16 protein-coding genes are annotated in these 16,143 nt (G+C 71.1%); 9 read left to right on the forward strand and 7 right to left on the reverse strand.

The genetic code is table 11. The annotated features are described in order from the left end of the window. The first annotated feature begins 15 nt into the window (after nucleotides 1-15). The 5 genes from ACIPPS_RS21775 to folE all read left to right on the forward strand — a co-directional run bounded on the left by ACIPPS_RS21775 (nucleotide 16) and on the right by folE (nucleotide 5,878). Entirely contained in the window at nucleotides 16-1,146 is a 1,131-nt protein-coding gene (locus ACIPPS_RS21775; RefSeq protein ID WP_401434442.1) for a zinc-dependent metalloprotease, read from the forward strand. 196 nt (nucleotides 1,147-1,342) lie between these two features. After that, nucleotides 1,343-2,410 (forward strand): tRNA lysidine(34) synthetase TilS, encoded by a 1,068-nt coding sequence (tilS, locus tag ACIPPS_RS21780; RefSeq protein ID WP_401434445.1) that lies wholly within the window; start codon nucleotides 1,343-1,345, stop codon nucleotides 2,408-2,410. 41 nt (nucleotides 2,411-2,451) lie between these two features. Beyond that, a complete protein-coding gene (hpt, locus tag ACIPPS_RS21785; RefSeq protein WP_401434680.1) occupies nucleotides 2,452-2,991 on the forward strand; it encodes a hypoxanthine phosphoribosyltransferase in 540 nt (179 codons plus the stop codon). A 161-nt stretch (nucleotides 2,992-3,152) separates the two neighbouring features. Further along, on the forward strand, nucleotides 3,153-5,174 hold the full coding sequence (gene ftsH / locus ACIPPS_RS21790; protein WP_401434447.1) for an ATP-dependent zinc metalloprotease FtsH: 2,022 nt from the start codon (nucleotides 3,153-3,155) through the stop codon (nucleotides 5,172-5,174). 98 nt (nucleotides 5,175-5,272) lie between these two features. After that, entirely contained in the window at nucleotides 5,273-5,878 is a 606-nt protein-coding gene (gene folE / locus ACIPPS_RS21795; protein WP_401434450.1) for a GTP cyclohydrolase I FolE, read from the forward strand. 80 nt (nucleotides 5,879-5,958) lie between these two features. Here the strand turns inward: folE and ACIPPS_RS21800 are convergent, their stop codons facing one another. The 6 genes from ACIPPS_RS21800 to ACIPPS_RS21825 form a co-directional block, all read right to left on the reverse strand. After that, on the reverse strand, nucleotides 5,959-6,447 hold the full coding sequence (locus ACIPPS_RS21800) for a DUF3180 domain-containing protein (protein ID WP_401434452.1): 489 nt from the start codon (nucleotides 6,445-6,447) through the stop codon (nucleotides 5,959-5,961). A gap of 49 nt (nucleotides 6,448-6,496) precedes the next feature. Further along, complete coding sequence (gene folK, locus ACIPPS_RS21805) at nucleotides 6,497-7,096, reverse strand: 2-amino-4-hydroxy-6-hydroxymethyldihydropteridine diphosphokinase (RefSeq protein WP_401434455.1); 600 nt, start codon at nucleotides 7,094-7,096, stop codon at nucleotides 6,497-6,499. Next, complete coding sequence (gene folB, locus ACIPPS_RS21810) at nucleotides 7,093-7,452, reverse strand: dihydroneopterin aldolase (protein WP_158988273.1); 360 nt, start codon at nucleotides 7,450-7,452, stop codon at nucleotides 7,093-7,095. The genes folK and folB overlap by 4 nt, the downstream gene beginning before the upstream one ends. Before the next feature lie 201 nt (nucleotides 7,453-7,653). Then, complete coding sequence (locus tag ACIPPS_RS21815) at nucleotides 7,654-8,112, reverse strand: nuclear transport factor 2 family protein (RefSeq protein ID WP_401434458.1); 459 nt, start codon at nucleotides 8,110-8,112, stop codon at nucleotides 7,654-7,656. Next, a complete protein-coding gene (folP, locus tag ACIPPS_RS21820) occupies nucleotides 8,109-8,969 on the reverse strand; it encodes a dihydropteroate synthase (RefSeq protein ID WP_401434460.1) in 861 nt (286 codons plus the stop codon). Before folP ends, ACIPPS_RS21815 begins: the two co-directional genes overlap by 4 nt. A 122-nt stretch (nucleotides 8,970-9,091) precedes the next feature. Further along, nucleotides 9,092-10,933 carry a phosphatidylglycerol lysyltransferase domain-containing protein gene (locus ACIPPS_RS21825; protein WP_401434463.1) on the reverse strand — a complete coding sequence of 614 codons (1,842 nt, stop codon included), beginning with the start codon at nucleotides 10,931-10,933 and terminating at the stop codon, nucleotides 9,092-9,094. A 166-nt stretch (nucleotides 10,934-11,099) separates the two neighbouring features. Here ACIPPS_RS21825 and ACIPPS_RS21830 point away from each other — a divergent pair, with 166 nt between their 5' ends. Further along, nucleotides 11,100-12,212 carry an alpha/beta hydrolase gene (locus ACIPPS_RS21830; RefSeq protein ID WP_401434465.1) on the forward strand — a complete coding sequence of 371 codons (1,113 nt, stop codon included), beginning with the start codon at nucleotides 11,100-11,102 and terminating at the stop codon, nucleotides 12,210-12,212. Here ACIPPS_RS21830 and ACIPPS_RS21835 read toward each other — a convergent pair. Next, entirely contained in the window at nucleotides 12,199-13,470 is a 1,272-nt protein-coding gene (locus tag ACIPPS_RS21835) for an ABC transporter ATP-binding protein (protein WP_401434468.1), read from the reverse strand. The two genes, ACIPPS_RS21830 and ACIPPS_RS21835, sit on opposite strands and share 14 nt — an antisense overlap. Nucleotides 13,471-13,612: 142 nt before the next feature. Here ACIPPS_RS21835 and ACIPPS_RS21840 point away from each other — a divergent pair, with 142 nt between their 5' ends. The 3 genes from ACIPPS_RS21840 to ACIPPS_RS21850 all read left to right on the forward strand — a co-directional run bounded on the left by ACIPPS_RS21840 (nucleotide 13,613) and on the right by ACIPPS_RS21850 (nucleotide 16,047). Further along, entirely contained in the window at nucleotides 13,613-14,299 is a 687-nt protein-coding gene (locus ACIPPS_RS21840; protein WP_401434472.1) for an ABC transporter permease, read from the forward strand. A gap of 3 nt (nucleotides 14,300-14,302) precedes the next feature. Then, nucleotides 14,303-14,962 carry an ABC transporter permease gene (locus tag ACIPPS_RS21845; RefSeq protein WP_401434475.1) on the forward strand — a complete coding sequence of 220 codons (660 nt, stop codon included), beginning with the start codon at nucleotides 14,303-14,305 and terminating at the stop codon, nucleotides 14,960-14,962. Between the two features lie 107 nt (nucleotides 14,963-15,069). Beyond that, a complete protein-coding gene (locus ACIPPS_RS21850; protein ID WP_401434477.1) occupies nucleotides 15,070-16,047 on the forward strand; it encodes an ABC transporter substrate-binding protein in 978 nt (325 codons plus the stop codon). Nucleotides 16,048-16,143: the final 96 nt, after the last annotated feature.

Below are 16,143 nucleotides of genomic sequence, written 5' to 3' on the forward strand. Positions count from 1 at the left end.
ACGTACGGTTGACGCATGACGAGCATCGGTGGTGCCGAGATGGTCGACTGGAATCTCGCGGTCGCGACCGCGACCCGACTGGTGAGGCCGGGCCCGGACGTGACCCGCGACGAGGCCCGCGAGGTCGTCGCGGAGCTCCGCAGGCACGCCAAGGCCTCGGAAGAACACGTCCGCGCCTTCACCCGCATGATCCCCGAGGGCCACGAACCACAGGACACGCCCGTCCTCGTCGTGGACCGGGCCGGCTGGGTCAAGGCCAACGTCGCCGGCTTCCGCGAACTCCTCGCCCCGCTCCTGGACAAGATGCAGGAACGCCGCTCGGGCGGGCCCGGCGGCGCCGTCCTCGGCGCCGTCGGCGGCAAGGTCACCGGCGTCGAACTCGGCATGCTGCTGTCGTTCCTCGCCTCCCGGATCCTCGGCCAGTACGAGACCTTCGCCCCCGCCACCCGCGAACTGCCCGCCGGGGAGAAGGGCGGCGGCCGCCTCCTGCTCGTCGCCCCCAACATCGTCCACGTCGAACGCGAGCTCGGCGTCGACCCGCACGACTTCCGGCTCTGGGTCTGCCTCCACGAGGAGACCCACCGCACCCAGTTCACCGCCGTTCCCTGGCTCCGCGACCACCTCCGGAGCGAGATCCAGGCCTTCCTCGGCGCCACCGAGGTCGACCCCTCCACCGTCGTCGAACGCCTCCGCGAAGCCGCCCAGGCCCTCGCCGGTAGCCGCCCCGAGGGCGAGGACGGCGAACCGAGCCCCTCCCTCGTCGAGATCGTCCAGACCCCCGAGCAGCGCGAGATCCTCGGCCGCCTCACCGCCGTCATGTCCCTCCTCGAAGGCCACGCCGACTACGTCATGGACGGCGTCGGCCCCCAGGTGGTCCCCTCCGTCGCCGACATCCGCGAGAAGTTCCAGCAGCGCCGCGCGCGCGGCGCCTCCCGCCTCGACCTCGCCCTGCGCAAGCTCCTCGGCCTCGACGCCAAACTGCGCCAGTACCGCGACGGAGAACGCTTCGTCCGCGCCGTCGTCGACGAGGTCGGCATGGACGGCTTCAACCGCGTCTGGACCTCCCCCAACACCCTCCCCACCAAGGCGGAGATCGCCGCACCCGCCGACTGGGTCGCGAGGGTGCACCGTAAGGCAGACTCCTGAGACAGGTGCGACGGACGACGGAAGAACACACCGCCAATCACCCATCCGAGGGACCGTAGACGGAGGGTGGGGCGTGCAATGCTCGGGTAACGGCCAGGTTCTGTCACCATCGACGCACTCTGAGTGACCGAACCCCCTCTTCCGACCGTTAAGACTCCGACCGAGGCACCCCACTCCTTCACGAAGGGCACCGGACATGGGTCCCCATCCTGCGGTCGCGGCGATACGCCTGGCGGTCCGCCGCGTACTCCACGACGTTCTCACCGACCACCAGACCGACCCCACCGCGACACCCGGACAGCACCCCCTGGTCCTGGTCGCCTGCTCCGGAGGCGCCGACTCCATGGCGCTCGCCTCCGCCCTCGCCTTCGAGGCCCGCAAGCTCGCCGTCCGCGCCGGTGGCATCACCGTCGACCACGGCCTCCAGGACGGCTCCGCCCAGCGCGCCGCCGAGGTCGCCGGACGCATGGCCGCACTCGGCCTCGACCCCGTCGAATCCGTCGCCGTCACCGTCGGCACCGAGACCAGGGTGGCCCACAGCGCCGCCGTCAGAGGCGGAGGCGGGCGAGGAGCGGGCGGCCCCGAGGCAGCCGCCCGTGACGCCCGCTACGCCGCCCTCGACGAGGCCGCCGAGCGCCACGGCGCCACCGCCGTCCTGCTCGGCCACACCCGCGACGACCAGGCCGAAACCGTCCTGCTCGGCCTCGCCCGCGGCTCCGGCATCCGCTCCCTGTCCGGCATGGCCGCCGTCTCCGGCGCCGCCGGCCGCTACCGACGACCCTTCCTGGAGCTCGACCGGCAGACCGTCCGCAAGGCCTGCGTCGCCCAGGAACTCGCCGTCTGGGACGACCCCCACAACGCGGACCCCGCCTACACCCGCTCCCGGCTCCGCCACGAAGGCCTCCCCGCCCTGGAGAAGGCCCTCGGCAAAGGCGTCGTCGAAGCCCTCGCCCGTACGGCCCAGCTCTCCCGCGACGATGCCGACGCCCTCGACTCCTGGGCCGCCGACGCCGAAGCCGCCGTCCGGGACGAGACCGGCCGACTCGAATGCGCCAAACTCTTCGGACTCCCGCCGGCCGTCCGCCGCCGCATCCTGCGCCGCGCCATGATCGCCGAGGGCGCACCCGCGGGCTCCCTCTTCGCCCGCCACATCGAGGAGGTCGACCGGCTGATCACCGGCTGGCGCGGACAAGGCGCCATCAATCTGCCCGGCCGCGTCGAGGCACGACGGCAGGGTGGCAGACTGGTCATCCGGCAAGGCTGACGCAAGCTGCAACGAAAGTGACCCGGGTGAACGAGAAGGACATGGGCACCGACCTCAAGTCGGTGCTCATCACCAAGGAAGAGATCGACGCGAAGCTGGCCGAGCTGGCCGCGAAGATCGACGCGGAGTACGCGGGCAAGGACCTGCTCATCGTCGGCGTCCTCAAGGGCGCCGTGATGGTGATGGCGGACCTGGCGCGCGCGCTGTCCACCCCCGTCACCATGGACTGGATGGCCGTCTCCTCGTACGGCGCGGGCACCCAGTCCTCCGGCGTCGTCCGCATCCTCAAGGACCTCGACACCGACATCAAGGGCAAGCACGTCCTGATCGTCGAGGACATCATCGACTCCGGTCTGACGCTGTCCTGGCTCCTGTCGAACCTCGGCTCGCGCGAGCCGGCCACCCTGGAGGTCTGCACCCTGCTGCGCAAGCCGGACGCCGCCAAGGTCGCGATCGACGTGAAGTGGATCGGCTTCGACATCCCCAACGAGTTCGTCGTCGGCTACGGCCTCGACTACGCCGAGAAGTACCGCAACCTCCCCTTCGTCGGCACACTCGCGCCGCACGTCTACGGAGGCTGACGCACGGGAACCCGTACCGTCCTCCCGCCGTTGGAGCAAGGGAAGGCGGTCACGGGTCACCTGGCTGAGGTACCGTCCGAAGAACAGCTTTTTCTCATAGCAGCTCTCACAGCAGCATTTACCTACGGGCAGGAGGGACGGGGCGTTCTCGCTCCGTATGGATGGACGTGAAGCGATACTTCCGTGGGCCGGTCATGTGGATCGTGCTGGCCGTCCTCGCCGTGGTCGTGCTGATGCAGGTCGTCGGCTCGTCCGAGGGCTACAAGACGGTGGACACCAGCAAGGTCGTCCAGGCAATCAGTGACAAGCAGGCCGGCCAGGTCAAGCTGACGACCGGCGACGAGCAGGTCATCAAGGTCGAGCTCAAGAAGGGCGCCGACAAGGACAAGTACGGCGGCAGCACCAAGATCCAGGCCAGCTACATCGGTGACCAGGGCGCGAACCTGACCACCACGCTCCAGGAGCAGTCCGCCTCCGGCGACCTCGACAAGGGCTACACCGTCTCCCCGGAGCGGCAGAGCCCGTTCCTGTCGGTGCTGCTCTCGCTGCTTCCCTTCGTCCTCATCGTGGTCGTCTTCCTGTTCCTGATGAACCAGATGCAGGGCGGCGGCTCCCGAGTCATGAACTTCGGGAAGTCCAAGGCCAAGCTGATCACCAAGGACACCCCGAAGACCACCTTCGCCGATGTGGCCGGATCGGACGAGGCCGTCGAGGAACTCCACGAGATCAAGGAGTTCCTCCAGGAGCCGGCCAAGTTCCAGGCCGTCGGCGCCAAGATTCCCAAGGGTGTGCTGCTCTACGGCCCGCCCGGAACCGGCAAGACCCTCCTCGCACGCGCCGTCGCGGGCGAGGCCGGTGTGCCGTTCTACTCGATCTCCGGATCCGACTTCGTCGAGATGTTCGTCGGTGTCGGTGCCTCCCGGGTCCGCGACCTCTTCGAGCAGGCCAAGGCGAACGCCCCGGCGATCGTCTTCGTCGACGAGATCGACGCCGTCGGCCGGCACCGCGGTGCCGGACTCGGCGGCGGCCACGACGAGCGCGAGCAGACCCTCAACCAGCTCCTCGTCGAGATGGACGGCTTCGACGTGAAGGGCGGCGTCATCCTGATCGCCGCCACGAACCGGCCGGACATCCTCGACCCGGCCCTGCTGCGCCCCGGCCGCTTCGACCGCCAGATCGCGGTCGACCGCCCGGACATGCAGGGCCGTCTGGAGATCCTCAAGGTCCACCAGAAGGGCAAGCCGGTCGCCCCGGACGTGGACCTCGGCGCAGTGGCCCGCCGCACCCCCGGATTCACGGGCGCGGACCTGTCGAACGTCCTGAACGAAGCGGCGCTCCTCACCGCCCGCTCGGACAAGAAGCTGATCGACAACCACTCGCTGGACGAGGCGATTGACCGCGTGGTCGCGGGGCCGCAGAAGCGGACCCGGATCATGTCGGACAAGGAGAAGAAGATCACCGCGTACCACGAGGGCGGCCACGCCCTGGTCGCGGCGGCCTCGCCGAACTCCGACCCGGTCCACAAGATCACGATCCTGTCCCGAGGACGCGCCCTCGGCTACACGATGGTGCTCCCGGACGAGGACAAGTACTCCACCACCCGCAACGAAATGCTCGACCAGCTGGCGTACATGCTGGGCGGGCGCGCGGCGGAGGAGCTCGTCTTCCACGACCCGACCACGGGCGCGGCGAACGACATCGAGAAGGCCACGACCACCGCTCGCGCGATGGTCACGCAGTACGGCATGACCGAGCGGCTCGGCGCGATCAAGTTCGGTGGCGACAACACCGAGCCGTTCCTGGGCCGCGAGATGGCGCACCAGCGCGACTACTCGGAAGAGGTCGCCGCGCTGGTCGACGAAGAGGTCAAGAAGCTCATCGAGACCGCGCACAACGAGGCGTGGGAGATCCTCGTCGAGAACCGTGACGTCCTCGACAACCTGGTCCTGCAGCTCCTGGAGAGGGAGACGCTGGGCAAGGAGGAGATCGCCGAGATCTTCGCCCCGATCGTCAAGCGCCCGGCCCGCCCGGCCTGGACGGGCTCGTCCCGCCGCACGCCCTCGACCCGTCCGCCGGTCCTCTCCCCCAAGGAGCTGGCCCTGACGAACGGCGCGAACGGCACGGCACCCGTGGACACCACCAAGGCGATCGAGGTCGCCCCGGAGGAGGCCCCGGAGGCCTGACCTCCGTCCCCCGGAATGGAAGCCGCGCCCCCACAGGTTCTAGCCTGTGGGGGCGCGGCACATTTCGCGCCAAGAGTTTCGGACGGAACGAGGCACAGATGACCGACCCGGTGACGCTGGACGGCGAGGGCACGATCGGCGAGTTCGACGAGAAGCGCGCCGAGAACGCCGTACGAGAGCTCCTCATCGCGGTCGGCGAGGACCCGGACCGCGAGGGGCTGCGGGAGACGCCGGCGCGGGTGGCGCGGGCGTACCAGGAGATATTCGCGGGTCTGCGCCAGCAGCCCGAGGATGTCCTGACCACCACGTTCGACCTCGGTCACGACGAGATGGTGCTGGTCAAGGACATTGAGGTGTACTCGACATGTGAGCACCATCTCGTCCCCTTCAGGGGCGTCGCGCACGTCGGCTACATCCCCTCGACCTCAGGGAAGATCACCGGCCTGTCCAAGCTGGCCCGCCTGGTCGACGTATACGCCCGCCGACCGCAGGTCCAGGAGCGGTTGACGACGCAGATCGCCGACTCGCTGATGGACATCCTGGAGCCGCGCGGTGTGATCGTGGTCATCGAGTGCGAGCACATGTGCATGTCCATGCGCGGCATCCGCAAGCCGGGCGCCAAGACCATCACCTCGGCCGTCCGCGGCCAGCTCCGCGACCCCGCGACCCGCAACGAGGCGATGAGCCTGATCATGGCGCGATAAGCACGTCAGGCTCGTCCGCGCAGGGCTCGGCGCGCCCGTCGGCGGCGTGGAACCCCCGCGCGCCGGGGCCTCGCTGAGGCTCAGGCCACCGGGGCCGTGCCCTTGCCCTGGGGGTCTTCGTCCTCCGGGAGTTTGCAGACGCGCTCCAGGAAGAGGGCCGCCGCGATCACGGCGAAGCCCGCCAGGACCGAGAAGCCGGCGTAGATCGCCTGGTCGCGGCGGGACGGGATGTCCAGGGAGCCGAGCAGGAAGACGCCCGTGCCGCCGTACATGCCGGCGACCAGGGCGGCGACGAGCGCGCTCGCCTGGCCGAAGACCACCGCGCGGGCCGCCATCAGCGGCTCGACGCCCTTCGCGCCGGGGCGGCGGTCGCGCTGGGCCTTCAGGCGGGCGCGGAGGGAGAGGGCCGTCGCGGTCAGGACGGCCGCGATCGACGCGAGGACGATCGGCGCCGCGAGCGGCACGCTCGGCAGCGTGCCGACCGCGTCCCAGAGGCGCGCGGCGCCCCAGGACAGGATTCCGGCCGCGAGGAACAGTCCGGCCAGAACCTTGAGCCGCAGTTGCTTCACCGAGTGTCCTTCGTGTCGTCCCGCCGGCGGTCTTCCCCGAGCCTAACGACTACTCGGGCAGCCGGAGTTCCAGGTCGCCGCGTGGCATGACGCCGTCCCGGCCGAGACCCGCGAGCAGGTCCGCGACCGTGCCGATGCCGGGCAGCTGTGCCTCGGGGTCCACGTCGTGCCACGGGGCGAGGACGAAGGCGCGCTCGTGGGCGCGGGGGTGGGGCAGGGTCAGGACGGGGTCGTCGGAGACCACGTCGGCGTACGCCACGATGTCGACGTCGATCGTGCGGGAGCCCCAGCGCTCCTCGCGGACCCGGTGGAAGGCCTCCTCGACGGCGTGCGCGCGCTCCAGCAGGGAGCTGGGCGGCAGCGTCGTCTTCACCAGGGCGACCGCGTTGAGGTACGAGGGCTGGGAGCCGGGCTCGACGCCCCAGGGCTCGGTCTCGTACACCGGGGAGACGGCCTTGACCCGCAGACCCGGGGTGTCCTCCAGGGCGTCGACGGCGCCCTGGAGCGTCTCCAGGCGGTTGCCCAGGTTGGCGCCGAGGGCGATGACGGCCCACTTGGGGTTCGACAGGGTCACGTCGGCGGCGTCCACCGCCGCGACGACGGAGGCGGGTACGGGCTGCACGGTCGGGTCGCTGTGCGTGGCTTTCATACTCGGCTCCGGGTGATGGTGATGGTCACGTCGTCGAAGGGGACCGTGATCGGCGCGTCCGGCTTGTGGACGACGACCTCGACCTCCTGGACGCCGGCGTGCTTGAGGCACTGCTGGGCGATGCGCTCGGCGAGGGTCTCGATCAGGTCCACTGGCTCGCCCTGGACGACGTCGACGACCTCCTCGGCGACGACGCCGTAGTGCACGGTCTTCGTCAGGTCGTCGTCGGCGGCCGCGGGGCGGGTGTCCAGGCCGAGGACGAGGTCCACGATGAAGGTCTGGCCTTCCTCGCGTTCCTTGGGGAAGACGCCGTGGTGTCCTCGGGCCTTGAGGCCGCGCAGCGCGACACGATCCACGCGAATCACTCCTGCTGTCGTAGTTCTTGTGGCCACGCAGCCGGGTGCGGACGGCCGGGTGTCCAGCATCGAATCTACCTGCGAGCACCGACAGCGCTTGCCCATGGGGGTTCGGGCGGTGGCCACAGGGGCTGGGGGCAGCCCCTACCCAGGGGGCCGGATTCCAATCCCCGGCCTCACCCGATCGGGCCCCGGATCCCGTCAGGCGCCGGGTTCCTCGTCCTCCTCGTCGTCCGATTCGGTGAGGACGGGGGAGCCGTGGTGGGACCAGATCTTCCAGCCGTCGAATGTGCGGCGGAACACATTGGTGGCGACCACCAGCTGGCCGACGAGGGGCCCGAGCTCGGCGCCGTCCTCGGCGGGTCCGCCGCTGAGGATGTTCTCGGTGCAGGTGACCACGGCGACGTCGCCGCCGAGGGCGACCTTGACGTCCGTCAGGAAGAACTGGATGTACTCGGTGTTCGCCATGATCAGCGCGTACGAGCGGAGGACCTCGCCGCGTCCGGAGAGCACGGGCCAGCCGGGGTGGACGCAGCTGATGGGGCTGGCGCCGTCGTCGAGCCAGAGGGCGGAGACCGCTTCGAAGTCGCCGAGTTCCATGGCCTCGTAGAAGGCGGTGTTCGCGGCCTCGACCGCCGCGGTGTCGGTCTGGTGGGTCACCGGGCTCCTTCGACGGCCCTGGCGACGCGGACGGCGTCGGCGGTGGCCCTGACTTCGTGGACGCGGACGGCCCAGGCGCCCTCGTGGGCGGCGATGGCGGAGACGGCGGCGGTGGCGGCGTCGCGTTCGCGGGCGGGCGGTGGGCTGGAGCCCTCGTGGGCGAGGACGTGGCCGAGGAAGCGCTTGCGCGAGGCCGCGACGAGCAGGGGCCTGCCGAGGGCGCGCAGTTCGGGCAGGTGCGCGACGAGCGCGAGGTCGTGCGGGGCGAGCTTGGCGAAGCCGAGGCCGGGGTCGATGACGATCCGGTCGGGGGCGATGCCGCCGTCGACGACGGCGTCCATGCGCAGGCGCAGTTCGGTGACGACCTCGGTGACGACGTCGTCGTAGACGGCGAGGCTGTTCATGTCCTGGCTGAAGCCGCGCCAGTGCATGACGACGAAGGGGACCTCGGCGGCGGCGACGGCGGGGACCATCGCGGGGTCGGCGAGGCCGCCGCTGACGTCGTTGACGAGGGTGGCGCCGGCCGCGACGGCGGCGTGGGCGACGGAGGCGCGCATGGTGTCGACGGAGACGGTGACGCCTTCGGCGGCGAGGCCTCGGACGACGGGCACGACCCGCCGCAGCTCCTCCTCCTCGTCGACCCGGCTGGCGCCTGGGCGGGTGGACTCCCCGCCGACGTCGACGAGGTCCGCGCCCTCGGCCGCCAGGTCGAGCCCGTGCTTGACGGCGGCCGTGGTGTCGAACCAGCGGCCGCCGTCGGAGAAGGAGTCCGGGGTCACGTTGACGACGCCCATGACCGCGCAGCGGTCCCACTCCGGCAGGCCCAAGGCCGTGCCCCGACCGATCGACGTACTCATACGCCCAGCGTAGGGCCAGGGCCGCAGGTCGGGGCCTACGGGCTCGCGCCGGGCGTACGCCGGGCGGGCGGGGCGGCCGGATTGCGCGGGTCCGGGCCGGCCGGGTCCGGCGGGCCCGTGGATCACGCCGCGCGGACCTCGCGGTCGGCCTGAGGAGCGACGATGTGGGCGCAGGGGCGGGGTTCGGCGGCGGCGCTGCGGCGGGCGAAGGGACGCGGCAGCCGGAGGTTCACGAAGCCTTCGGCCTGCATGGCGGCGAAGCCGATACGGGGCAGGTCGCGGCTCTTGCGGTAGACGACGAAGCGGGGCTCCCAGCGGGGCCGGAACTTGGCGTTGAACTTGTACAGGGACTCGATCTGGAACCAGCGGGAGAGGAAGACGAGCAGCCCGCGCCAGAGCCGCAGGACGGGGCCCGCGCCGATCTTCTCGCCCCGGGCGAGGGCGGCGCGGAACATGGCGAAGTTGAGGGAGACGCGCTCGATGCCGAGGCGCGGGGACTCCTGGAGGGCGGCGACGATGAGGAGCTCGTTCATGCCGGGGTCGGCGGAGCGGTCGCGCCGCATCAGTTCCAGGGACATGCCGTCGGGGCCCCACGGGACGAAGTGGATGATCGCCTTCAGGTCGCCGTACGGGGAGGTGGAGCCGTCCTCGTCGGCCTTGTGGGCGGTGGCTATGACGGCGTCTCCGTCGCCGGGGTCGCCGATCCGGCCGAGCGCCATGGAGAAGCCGCGTTCGGTGTCGGTGCCGCGCCAGTCGGCGGCGGCGCGGCGGACGCGGGCGAGCTCGCCGTCGCTGAGGTCTCGGACGCGCCGCACCTTGGTGGTGTAGCCGCCTCGCTCGATGCGCTTCACCATCTGGCGCACGTTACGCATGGCGCGCCCGGAGAGGGAGAAATCCGCGACGTCCACCACCGCCTCGTCGCCGAGTTCGAGGGCGTCGAGGCCGGTCTCGCGGGTCCATACCTCGCCGCCGGTCTCGGAGCAGCCCATGACGGCGGGGGTCCAGGAGTGGGCCTTGGCCTCGTCCATGAACCGTTCGATGGCGCCGGGCCAGGCCTCGACGTCGCCGATGGGGTCGCCGCTGGCGAGCATGACGCCGGAGACGACGCGGTAGCAGACGGCGGCCTTGCCGCTGGGGGAGAAGACGACGCCCTTGTCGCGGCGGAGTGCGAAGTGGCCGAGGGAGTCGCGGCCGCCGTGCCTGGCGAGCAGGGCGCGCAGCCGGGTCTCGTCGTCCTCGGTGAGTCGGGCGGCGGGGTGCTCGGGGCGGAAGGCGAGGTAGACGGTGGTGAGGGCGGTGAGCATGCCGAGCGCGCCGAGGGAGTAGCCGACGGTCCAGTCGACGCCGCCGGTGTAGCCGACGGGGCCTTCGACGCCGAAGAGTCCGTACAGGACGTGTTCGAGGCGGTCGGTGAGGCTGGGGCTGCCGAGGACGCGGCGCGGGTGGGCGCTGACGATGACCAGGCCGAGCAGGATCGATCCGGCGCCCATGAGGACGAAGTTGGCCAGCGCCTTCCAGCGGCTGCGGGGGTCGGGCAGGGCGGCGAACTCGCCCCGGTGGCGTACCAGCAGGGTGAGCAGTGCGAGGGAGAGCAGCGCGCCGAGGACGGAGTGGCGCCAGACGAACTGGGCGACGGCGCCGAGCGGCAGCAGGACGACGGCGGCCCGCCAGGCGCGGCGCTTGTGGCGCTTGAGGCCGTGGGCGAGGAGCAGGAGGAGGACGCCGGCGCTGAGGGAGAGGGCCGCCGAGAGCGGTCCGAGCGTGCCGGGCAGGACCTCGGCGAGGGCGTGCACCCGGCTGGCCCTGAAGCGCGGGAAGACGCCCGCGGCGATGTCGATCAGGCCGATGAGCGTGCAGGCCGTTCCGACGAGGGCGGGGACCTTCTCGGGGGGTGGTCCGTGCAGAATCCGGCGTACCCGAACCGGAACCGATCCTGACTTGTCCCCATCTACCGTGACAGACATCGCTTCCCGTGCTTCCCGTGGCTCCGGATCAAGATTCATGCTCCGGCGGCCGCGCGGTGGTCAGGGGCGGGCCGGGGCCGGAGGTTTGCGCCTTCTAGGACGGCTTCGCCCGGAGGCGGGTTCATTCACCCACAGGAATTTCTCAGGAAGAGGGCTCGGACGTCTCATGGGTCTCACCAGCAACAAGGTCCTGGCCCTGGCGGTCGTGCTGGCGGTGGTGCTCTTCGTGGCCACGGTCTGGCTCTGGCCGCGGCTGGCGCGGGGCGGCGTCCGGGCCGTCCTCGGCCGGATCGGGCTGCTGCTCGCCACCCAGCTCGCGCTCTTCGCCTCGGTGGGCCTCGCGGCGAACAACTCGTTCCTCTTCTACGGCTCCTGGGCGGACCTCTTCGGCCAGGAGCAGGAGATGGGGGTGGTCGTCGACCACTCGGCCGGCTCCAAGGACCTCGAGGTCGTCGGTACGCGGGCGGTGGACGTGCCGGGCGGCTCCAAGCCCTCGGTCGGGGGGCAGATACAGAAGGTCGTCGTCGCGGGCGAGAAGTCGGGCATCACCTCGCCGGCGTACGTGTACCTGCCGCCGGAGTACTTCCAGAAGGGGTACGAGAAGAGCAGGTTCCCGGCCGCCGTCGTCCTGACGGGCTATCCGGGTACGGCGGAGAACCTGCTGAAGGGGCTGAGGTACCCGAAGACCGCCTTCCTCCAGGCCAAGGAGAAGAAGATGCGGCCGATGATCCTGGTGATGATGCGGCCGACGGTGGCGCCGCCGAGGGACACGGAGTGCGTGGACGTCCCGGGCGGGCCGAAGACCGAGACGTTCTTCGCCGAGGATCTGCCGAAGGCGGTCTCGGAGACGTACCGGGTCGGGACGAAGGCGCGGAACTGGGGGTTCATGGGGAACTCGACGGGCGGCTACTGCGCGCTGAAGATCGCGCTGCACCACCCGGACCGGTTCGCGGCGGGCGCGGGGTTCTCGGCGTACTACAAGGCGGCGGAGGACATGACGACGGGCGACCTCTTCCACGGCGACGACACGGCGCGCAGGCGGGCGGACCTGCTGTGGAGCCTGGACCACCTGCCGCAGGGGAACTCCTCGTTCCTGGTGACGACGTCGAAGCAGGGCGAGGGGAACCTGTCCGGGACCCGCGCCTTCGTCAAGAAGGTGAAGGCCCCGGCGCGGGTCTCCTCGATCACGCTGGACAGCGGCGGCCACAACTTCAACACCTGGAACCGGGAGATCCCGCCGGGCCTGGTGTGGATGAGCGGGCGGCTCAGCGCGGACTGAGCGTCTTGGAGGGCGGGGCGTCGGACGGCCCCTCGGCGTCGGTGGCCGGGGAGGCCGCGCGCAGGGCGCGGTGGACGGTGGCCGGGGTGAGCACGCCCGCGTACCGGCCGCCTTCGGCGGGGTCGGTGACGGGCAGCCAGCCGGTGTCGTGCTGCAGCAGCGCGGCGAGGGCCTCCCGGAGGGAGGCGCCGAGCGGCACCGGCTCCGGGGCGGGCCGGGTGCGGCCGGGCTCGTCCGCCGCGACCCAGCCGGCGACCCGGCCGTCCGCGTCGAGGACGACGGACCAGGGGACACCGGAGCGGGGGGCGCCGGAGCCCGGGACGTTCGACCCGGGGGCGCCGGAGCGGGGGGTGCTCGAATCGGGGGCGCCGGAGCCCGGGACGTTCGACCCGGACGGGGGCGTGGGCGTGGCGGTGGGTTCGGCGGCCGGCCCTGCTCCCGGCGCCGTCCCGGGCGCGGCTTCGCCCGCGCGGACCACCGGGACCTCCTCCAGCGCGGTGGTGTCGACCACGGTGACCGAGAGGCGCTTGAGGCCGCGGTCCGCGCCGACGAAGTCGGCGACGTACGGGGTGGCGGGGGCGCCGAGGACCCGGGCCGGGGTGTCGAACTGCTCGATGGTGCCCTGGCCGTAGACCGCGATCCGGTCACCGAGGCGGACCGCCTCCTCCAGGTCGTGGGTGACCAGCAGGACCGTCTTGCGGACCTGCGACTGGAGCCGGAGGAACTCGTTCTGGAGGTGCTCGCGGACCACGGGGTCGACCGCGCCGAAGGGCTCGTCCATCAGGAGCACCGGCGGGTCGGCGGCGAGCGCGCGGGCGACGCCGACGCGCTGGCGCTGGCCGCCGGAGAGCTGCTCGGGGTAGCGGGAGCCGTAGGTCTTCGGGTCGAGCCCGACCAGGTCGAGGAGCTCGGCGGCGCGGGCGCGGGCCCGGGCGCGCGGGACGCCGAGGAGGTGCGGGACGGTCGCCGTGTTGTCCAGGACCGTGCGGTGCGGGAAGAGGCCGACCTGCTGGATGACGTACCCGATACGGCGGCGCAGCTGGACGGGGTCGATCGCGGATATGTCCTCGCCGTCGAGGAGGATGCGGCCCTCGGTCGGCTCGATGAGCCGGTTCACCATCTTCATGGTGGTGGTCTTGCCGCAGCCGGACGGGCCGACGAGCGTGACCAGTTCACCCTCGGCGACCTCGAAGGACAGGTCGTCGACGGCGGTCGTTCCGTCCGCGTACCGCTTGGTCACATGCTCGAACCGGATCATGTTCCCCATTCTGACGCCTCTGTGACAGGTGTGTGTGAAGGGCGTGTTGCCGCGGTGTGAGGTCCTCGGCGATTGTCGGCGCCGGGGGATAGGGTCGGTCATACATACGTTCGGCAACGGCGGGTGACCGGGGGGAGGGTACATGAGCGCGGCGAATTGTCTGGTGACGAACGACTGGATCTGCGCGGAGTACCTGCGCACGCGCAGCCAGGAGTTGACGGACGCGCTGCTCCAGCACGTCGGGATCACGACCGTGTCCGTCCTCATCGGGATCGCCGTCGCCTTTCCGCTCGCGCTGCTGGTGCGGGCGCGGCCCCGGTTCTCCGGCCCGGTGCTCGGCTTGACGACGCTGCTGTACACGATTCCGTCGCTGGCGATGTTCTCCCTGCTGCTGCCCTTCTTCGGGCTGTCCGCCGCGCTGGTGGTGACGGGCCTCGTGCTGTACTCCCTGACGATCCTCGTCCGGAACATGGTGGCCGGCCTTGACGCGGTGCCGGCCGAGGCGCGGGAGGCCGCGCGCGGCATGGGGTACGGATCGGGGCGGCTGCTCTGGGAGGTCGAACTGCCGCTGGCGCTGCCCGCGCTGATGGCCGGAATACGCATGGCGACGGTCTCCACGATCGCGCTCACGACGGTCGGCTCGATCGTCGGTCGGGGCGGTCTCGGCAATCTCATCGAGGACGCGCTGCCGACGTTCTTCAAGGCGCAGGTGCTCGCGGCCTCGGTGCTGTGCGTCCTGCTCGCGGTGATCGCGGACCTGCTGCTCCTGGGCGTGCAGCGGCTCCTCACCCCGTGGACCCGCATACGCACGGCGCCGGGGGGCGAGTGATCGGTGGGGATCGTGGCGGACGCCTGGAGCTGGCTGACCACCGGCGCCAACTGGGCGGGCGACGGAGGGGTGTGGCACCGCCTCGGTGAGCACGCGTACGTCAGCGGGGTCGCGCTGCTGCTGGCCTGCGCGATCGCGCTGCCGCTGGGACTCTGGCTCGGGCACGTCGGCCGGGGCGGCGCGCTCGCCGTGAACATCTCCAACGTCGGGCGGGCGATACCCGTCTTCGCGGTCCTGGCCCTCTTCATGGTCTCGCCGCTGCGCAACGCGGGGTACGTGCCGACGGTGATCGCGCTGGTGCTCTTCGCGATCCCACCCCTGCTCACCAACGCGTACGTCGGGATGCGGGAGGTGGACCGGGCGGTCGTCGAGGCCGCGCGGGGAATGGGCATGTCGGGCGGCCAGGTCTTCCGGAAGGTCGAACTGCCCCTCGCCAGGCCGCTGATCATGACAGGGTTGCGGTCGGCCGCCGTGCAGGTCGTCGCCACCGCGACGATCGCCGCCATGGTCGGCCAGGGGGGCCTTGGCCGGATCATCACCGCCGGTTTCAACACCTACAACACCCCGCAGGTGGTCGCCGGCGCCCTGCTCGTGGCGCTGCTCGCCCTGCTCGTGGAGGGCGCCCTGGTGGGCGTGGACCGGCTGCTCGGCCGCCGCGCCTGAGCCCACCGCACGCCCCGGGCGCCTAGGAACGCACGGCACGGAACGAATCGCTTGTGACACGGCTTGTGACACGGAACGACGACGACTGGACGACTAGGAGTGATCTCGTGAGCAGGACCTCGCGTATCGCGGGTGCGGTACTGGGTACGGCGGCGCTGACCGTCTCGCTCGCCGCGTGCGGCGGCGACAGCCTGGAGCAGGGCAAGGCGGGCGGCAGCGGTGGCTCGTCCGGCGGGGCCAAGGGCTCCCTCGTCGTGGGCGCCGCCGCGTTCACCGAGTCCAAGGTGCTGGCGGAGCTCTACGCACAGGTGCTGAACGACGCCGGATACGACGCGACCATCACCACGGTGAAGAACCGTGAGCTGTACGAACCCTCCCTGGAGAAGGGCGAGATCGACGTCGTACCGGAATACGCGGCGACGATCGCGGAATTCCTCAACGCGAAGGCGAACGGCCCGAAGGCGGCCGCCGAGAAGCCGGTCGCGTCCGGCGACGCGACCGCCACGGTGGAGGCGCTGAAGAAGCTCGCGGAGCCGCGCGGTCTGAAGGTCCTCGCGGTCGGTCAGGCCGTCGACCAGAACGCCTTCGCGGTCTCGAAGGAATTCGCCGAGAAGAACAAGCTGAAGACGCTTTCCGACCTCGGCGCCGCCAAGCTCAAGGTGAAGATCGCGGCCGGCGACGAATGCGCGATACGGCCGTTCTGCGCGCCCGGCCTGAAGAAGACCTACGGCATCGACGTGACCGGGATCGACCCCAAGGGCGTCGGCACCCCGCAGGCCAAGCAGGCGGTCAAGGACGGCGTGGACCAGCTGGTGCTGACCACCACGACGGACGCCACGATCGAGTCCTTCGGACTGGTCTTCCTGGACGACGACAAGAAGCTCCAGAACGCCGACAATGTGCTGCCGGTGGTCAATGCGAAGGACGCCGGATCGCCCGAGATCGCGGCCGCTCTCGACAAGATCACAAAGGTCCTCACCACGGCCGATCTCGCCGAACTGAACCGCAAGGTCGACGCCGAGCGCGCGAAGCCCGCGGACGTGGCGAAGACCTATCTGGAGTCGAAGGGCCTGGTCAACAAGTAAGGCCCGGAGGAGGGGAGTCGGCCCGGTTCCCACCGGGTCCCGGTCGCGACGGCGAGAAGTGGCCAAGAGATTGCCGGGCCGACACCCCATACCGCG

Source organism: Streptomyces sp. NPDC090127, from assembly GCF_044746945.1.
Taxonomy (GTDB): domain Bacteria; phylum Actinomycetota; class Actinomycetes; order Streptomycetales; family Streptomycetaceae; genus Streptomyces.

What these genes read in the sequence shown, in the direction of transcription:
- ACIPPS_RS21775 (WP_401434442.1), top strand. Translation starts at nt 16, where the DNA reads ATGACGAGCATCGGTGGTGCCGAGATGGTCGACTGGAATCTCGCGGTC.
- tilS (WP_401434445.1), top strand. Translation starts at nt 1,343, where the DNA reads ATGGGTCCCCATCCTGCGGTCGCGGCGATACGCCTGGCGGTCCGCCGC.
- hpt (WP_401434680.1), top strand. Translation starts at nt 2,452, where the DNA reads ATGGGCACCGACCTCAAGTCGGTGCTCATCACCAAGGAAGAGATCGAC.
- ftsH (WP_401434447.1), top strand. Translation starts at nt 3,153, where the DNA reads ATGGACGTGAAGCGATACTTCCGTGGGCCGGTCATGTGGATCGTGCTG.
- folE (WP_401434450.1), top strand. Translation starts at nt 5,273, where the DNA reads ATGACCGACCCGGTGACGCTGGACGGCGAGGGCACGATCGGCGAGTTC.
- folK (WP_401434455.1), bottom strand. Translation starts at nt 7,096, where the DNA reads ATGAAAGCCACGCACAGCGACCCGACCGTGCAGCCCGTACCCGCCTCC.
- folP (WP_401434460.1), bottom strand. Translation starts at nt 8,969, where the DNA reads ATGAGTACGTCGATCGGTCGGGGCACGGCCTTGGGCCTGCCGGAGTGG.
- ACIPPS_RS21825 (WP_401434463.1), bottom strand. Translation starts at nt 10,933, where the DNA reads ATGTCTGTCACGGTAGATGGGGACAAGTCAGGATCGGTTCCGGTTCGG.
- ACIPPS_RS21830 (WP_401434465.1), top strand. Translation starts at nt 11,100, where the DNA reads ATGGGTCTCACCAGCAACAAGGTCCTGGCCCTGGCGGTCGTGCTGGCG.
- ACIPPS_RS21835 (WP_401434468.1), bottom strand. Translation starts at nt 13,470, where the DNA reads ATGATCCGGTTCGAGCATGTGACCAAGCGGTACGCGGACGGAACGACC.
- ACIPPS_RS21840 (WP_401434472.1), top strand. Translation starts at nt 13,613, where the DNA reads ATGAGCGCGGCGAATTGTCTGGTGACGAACGACTGGATCTGCGCGGAG.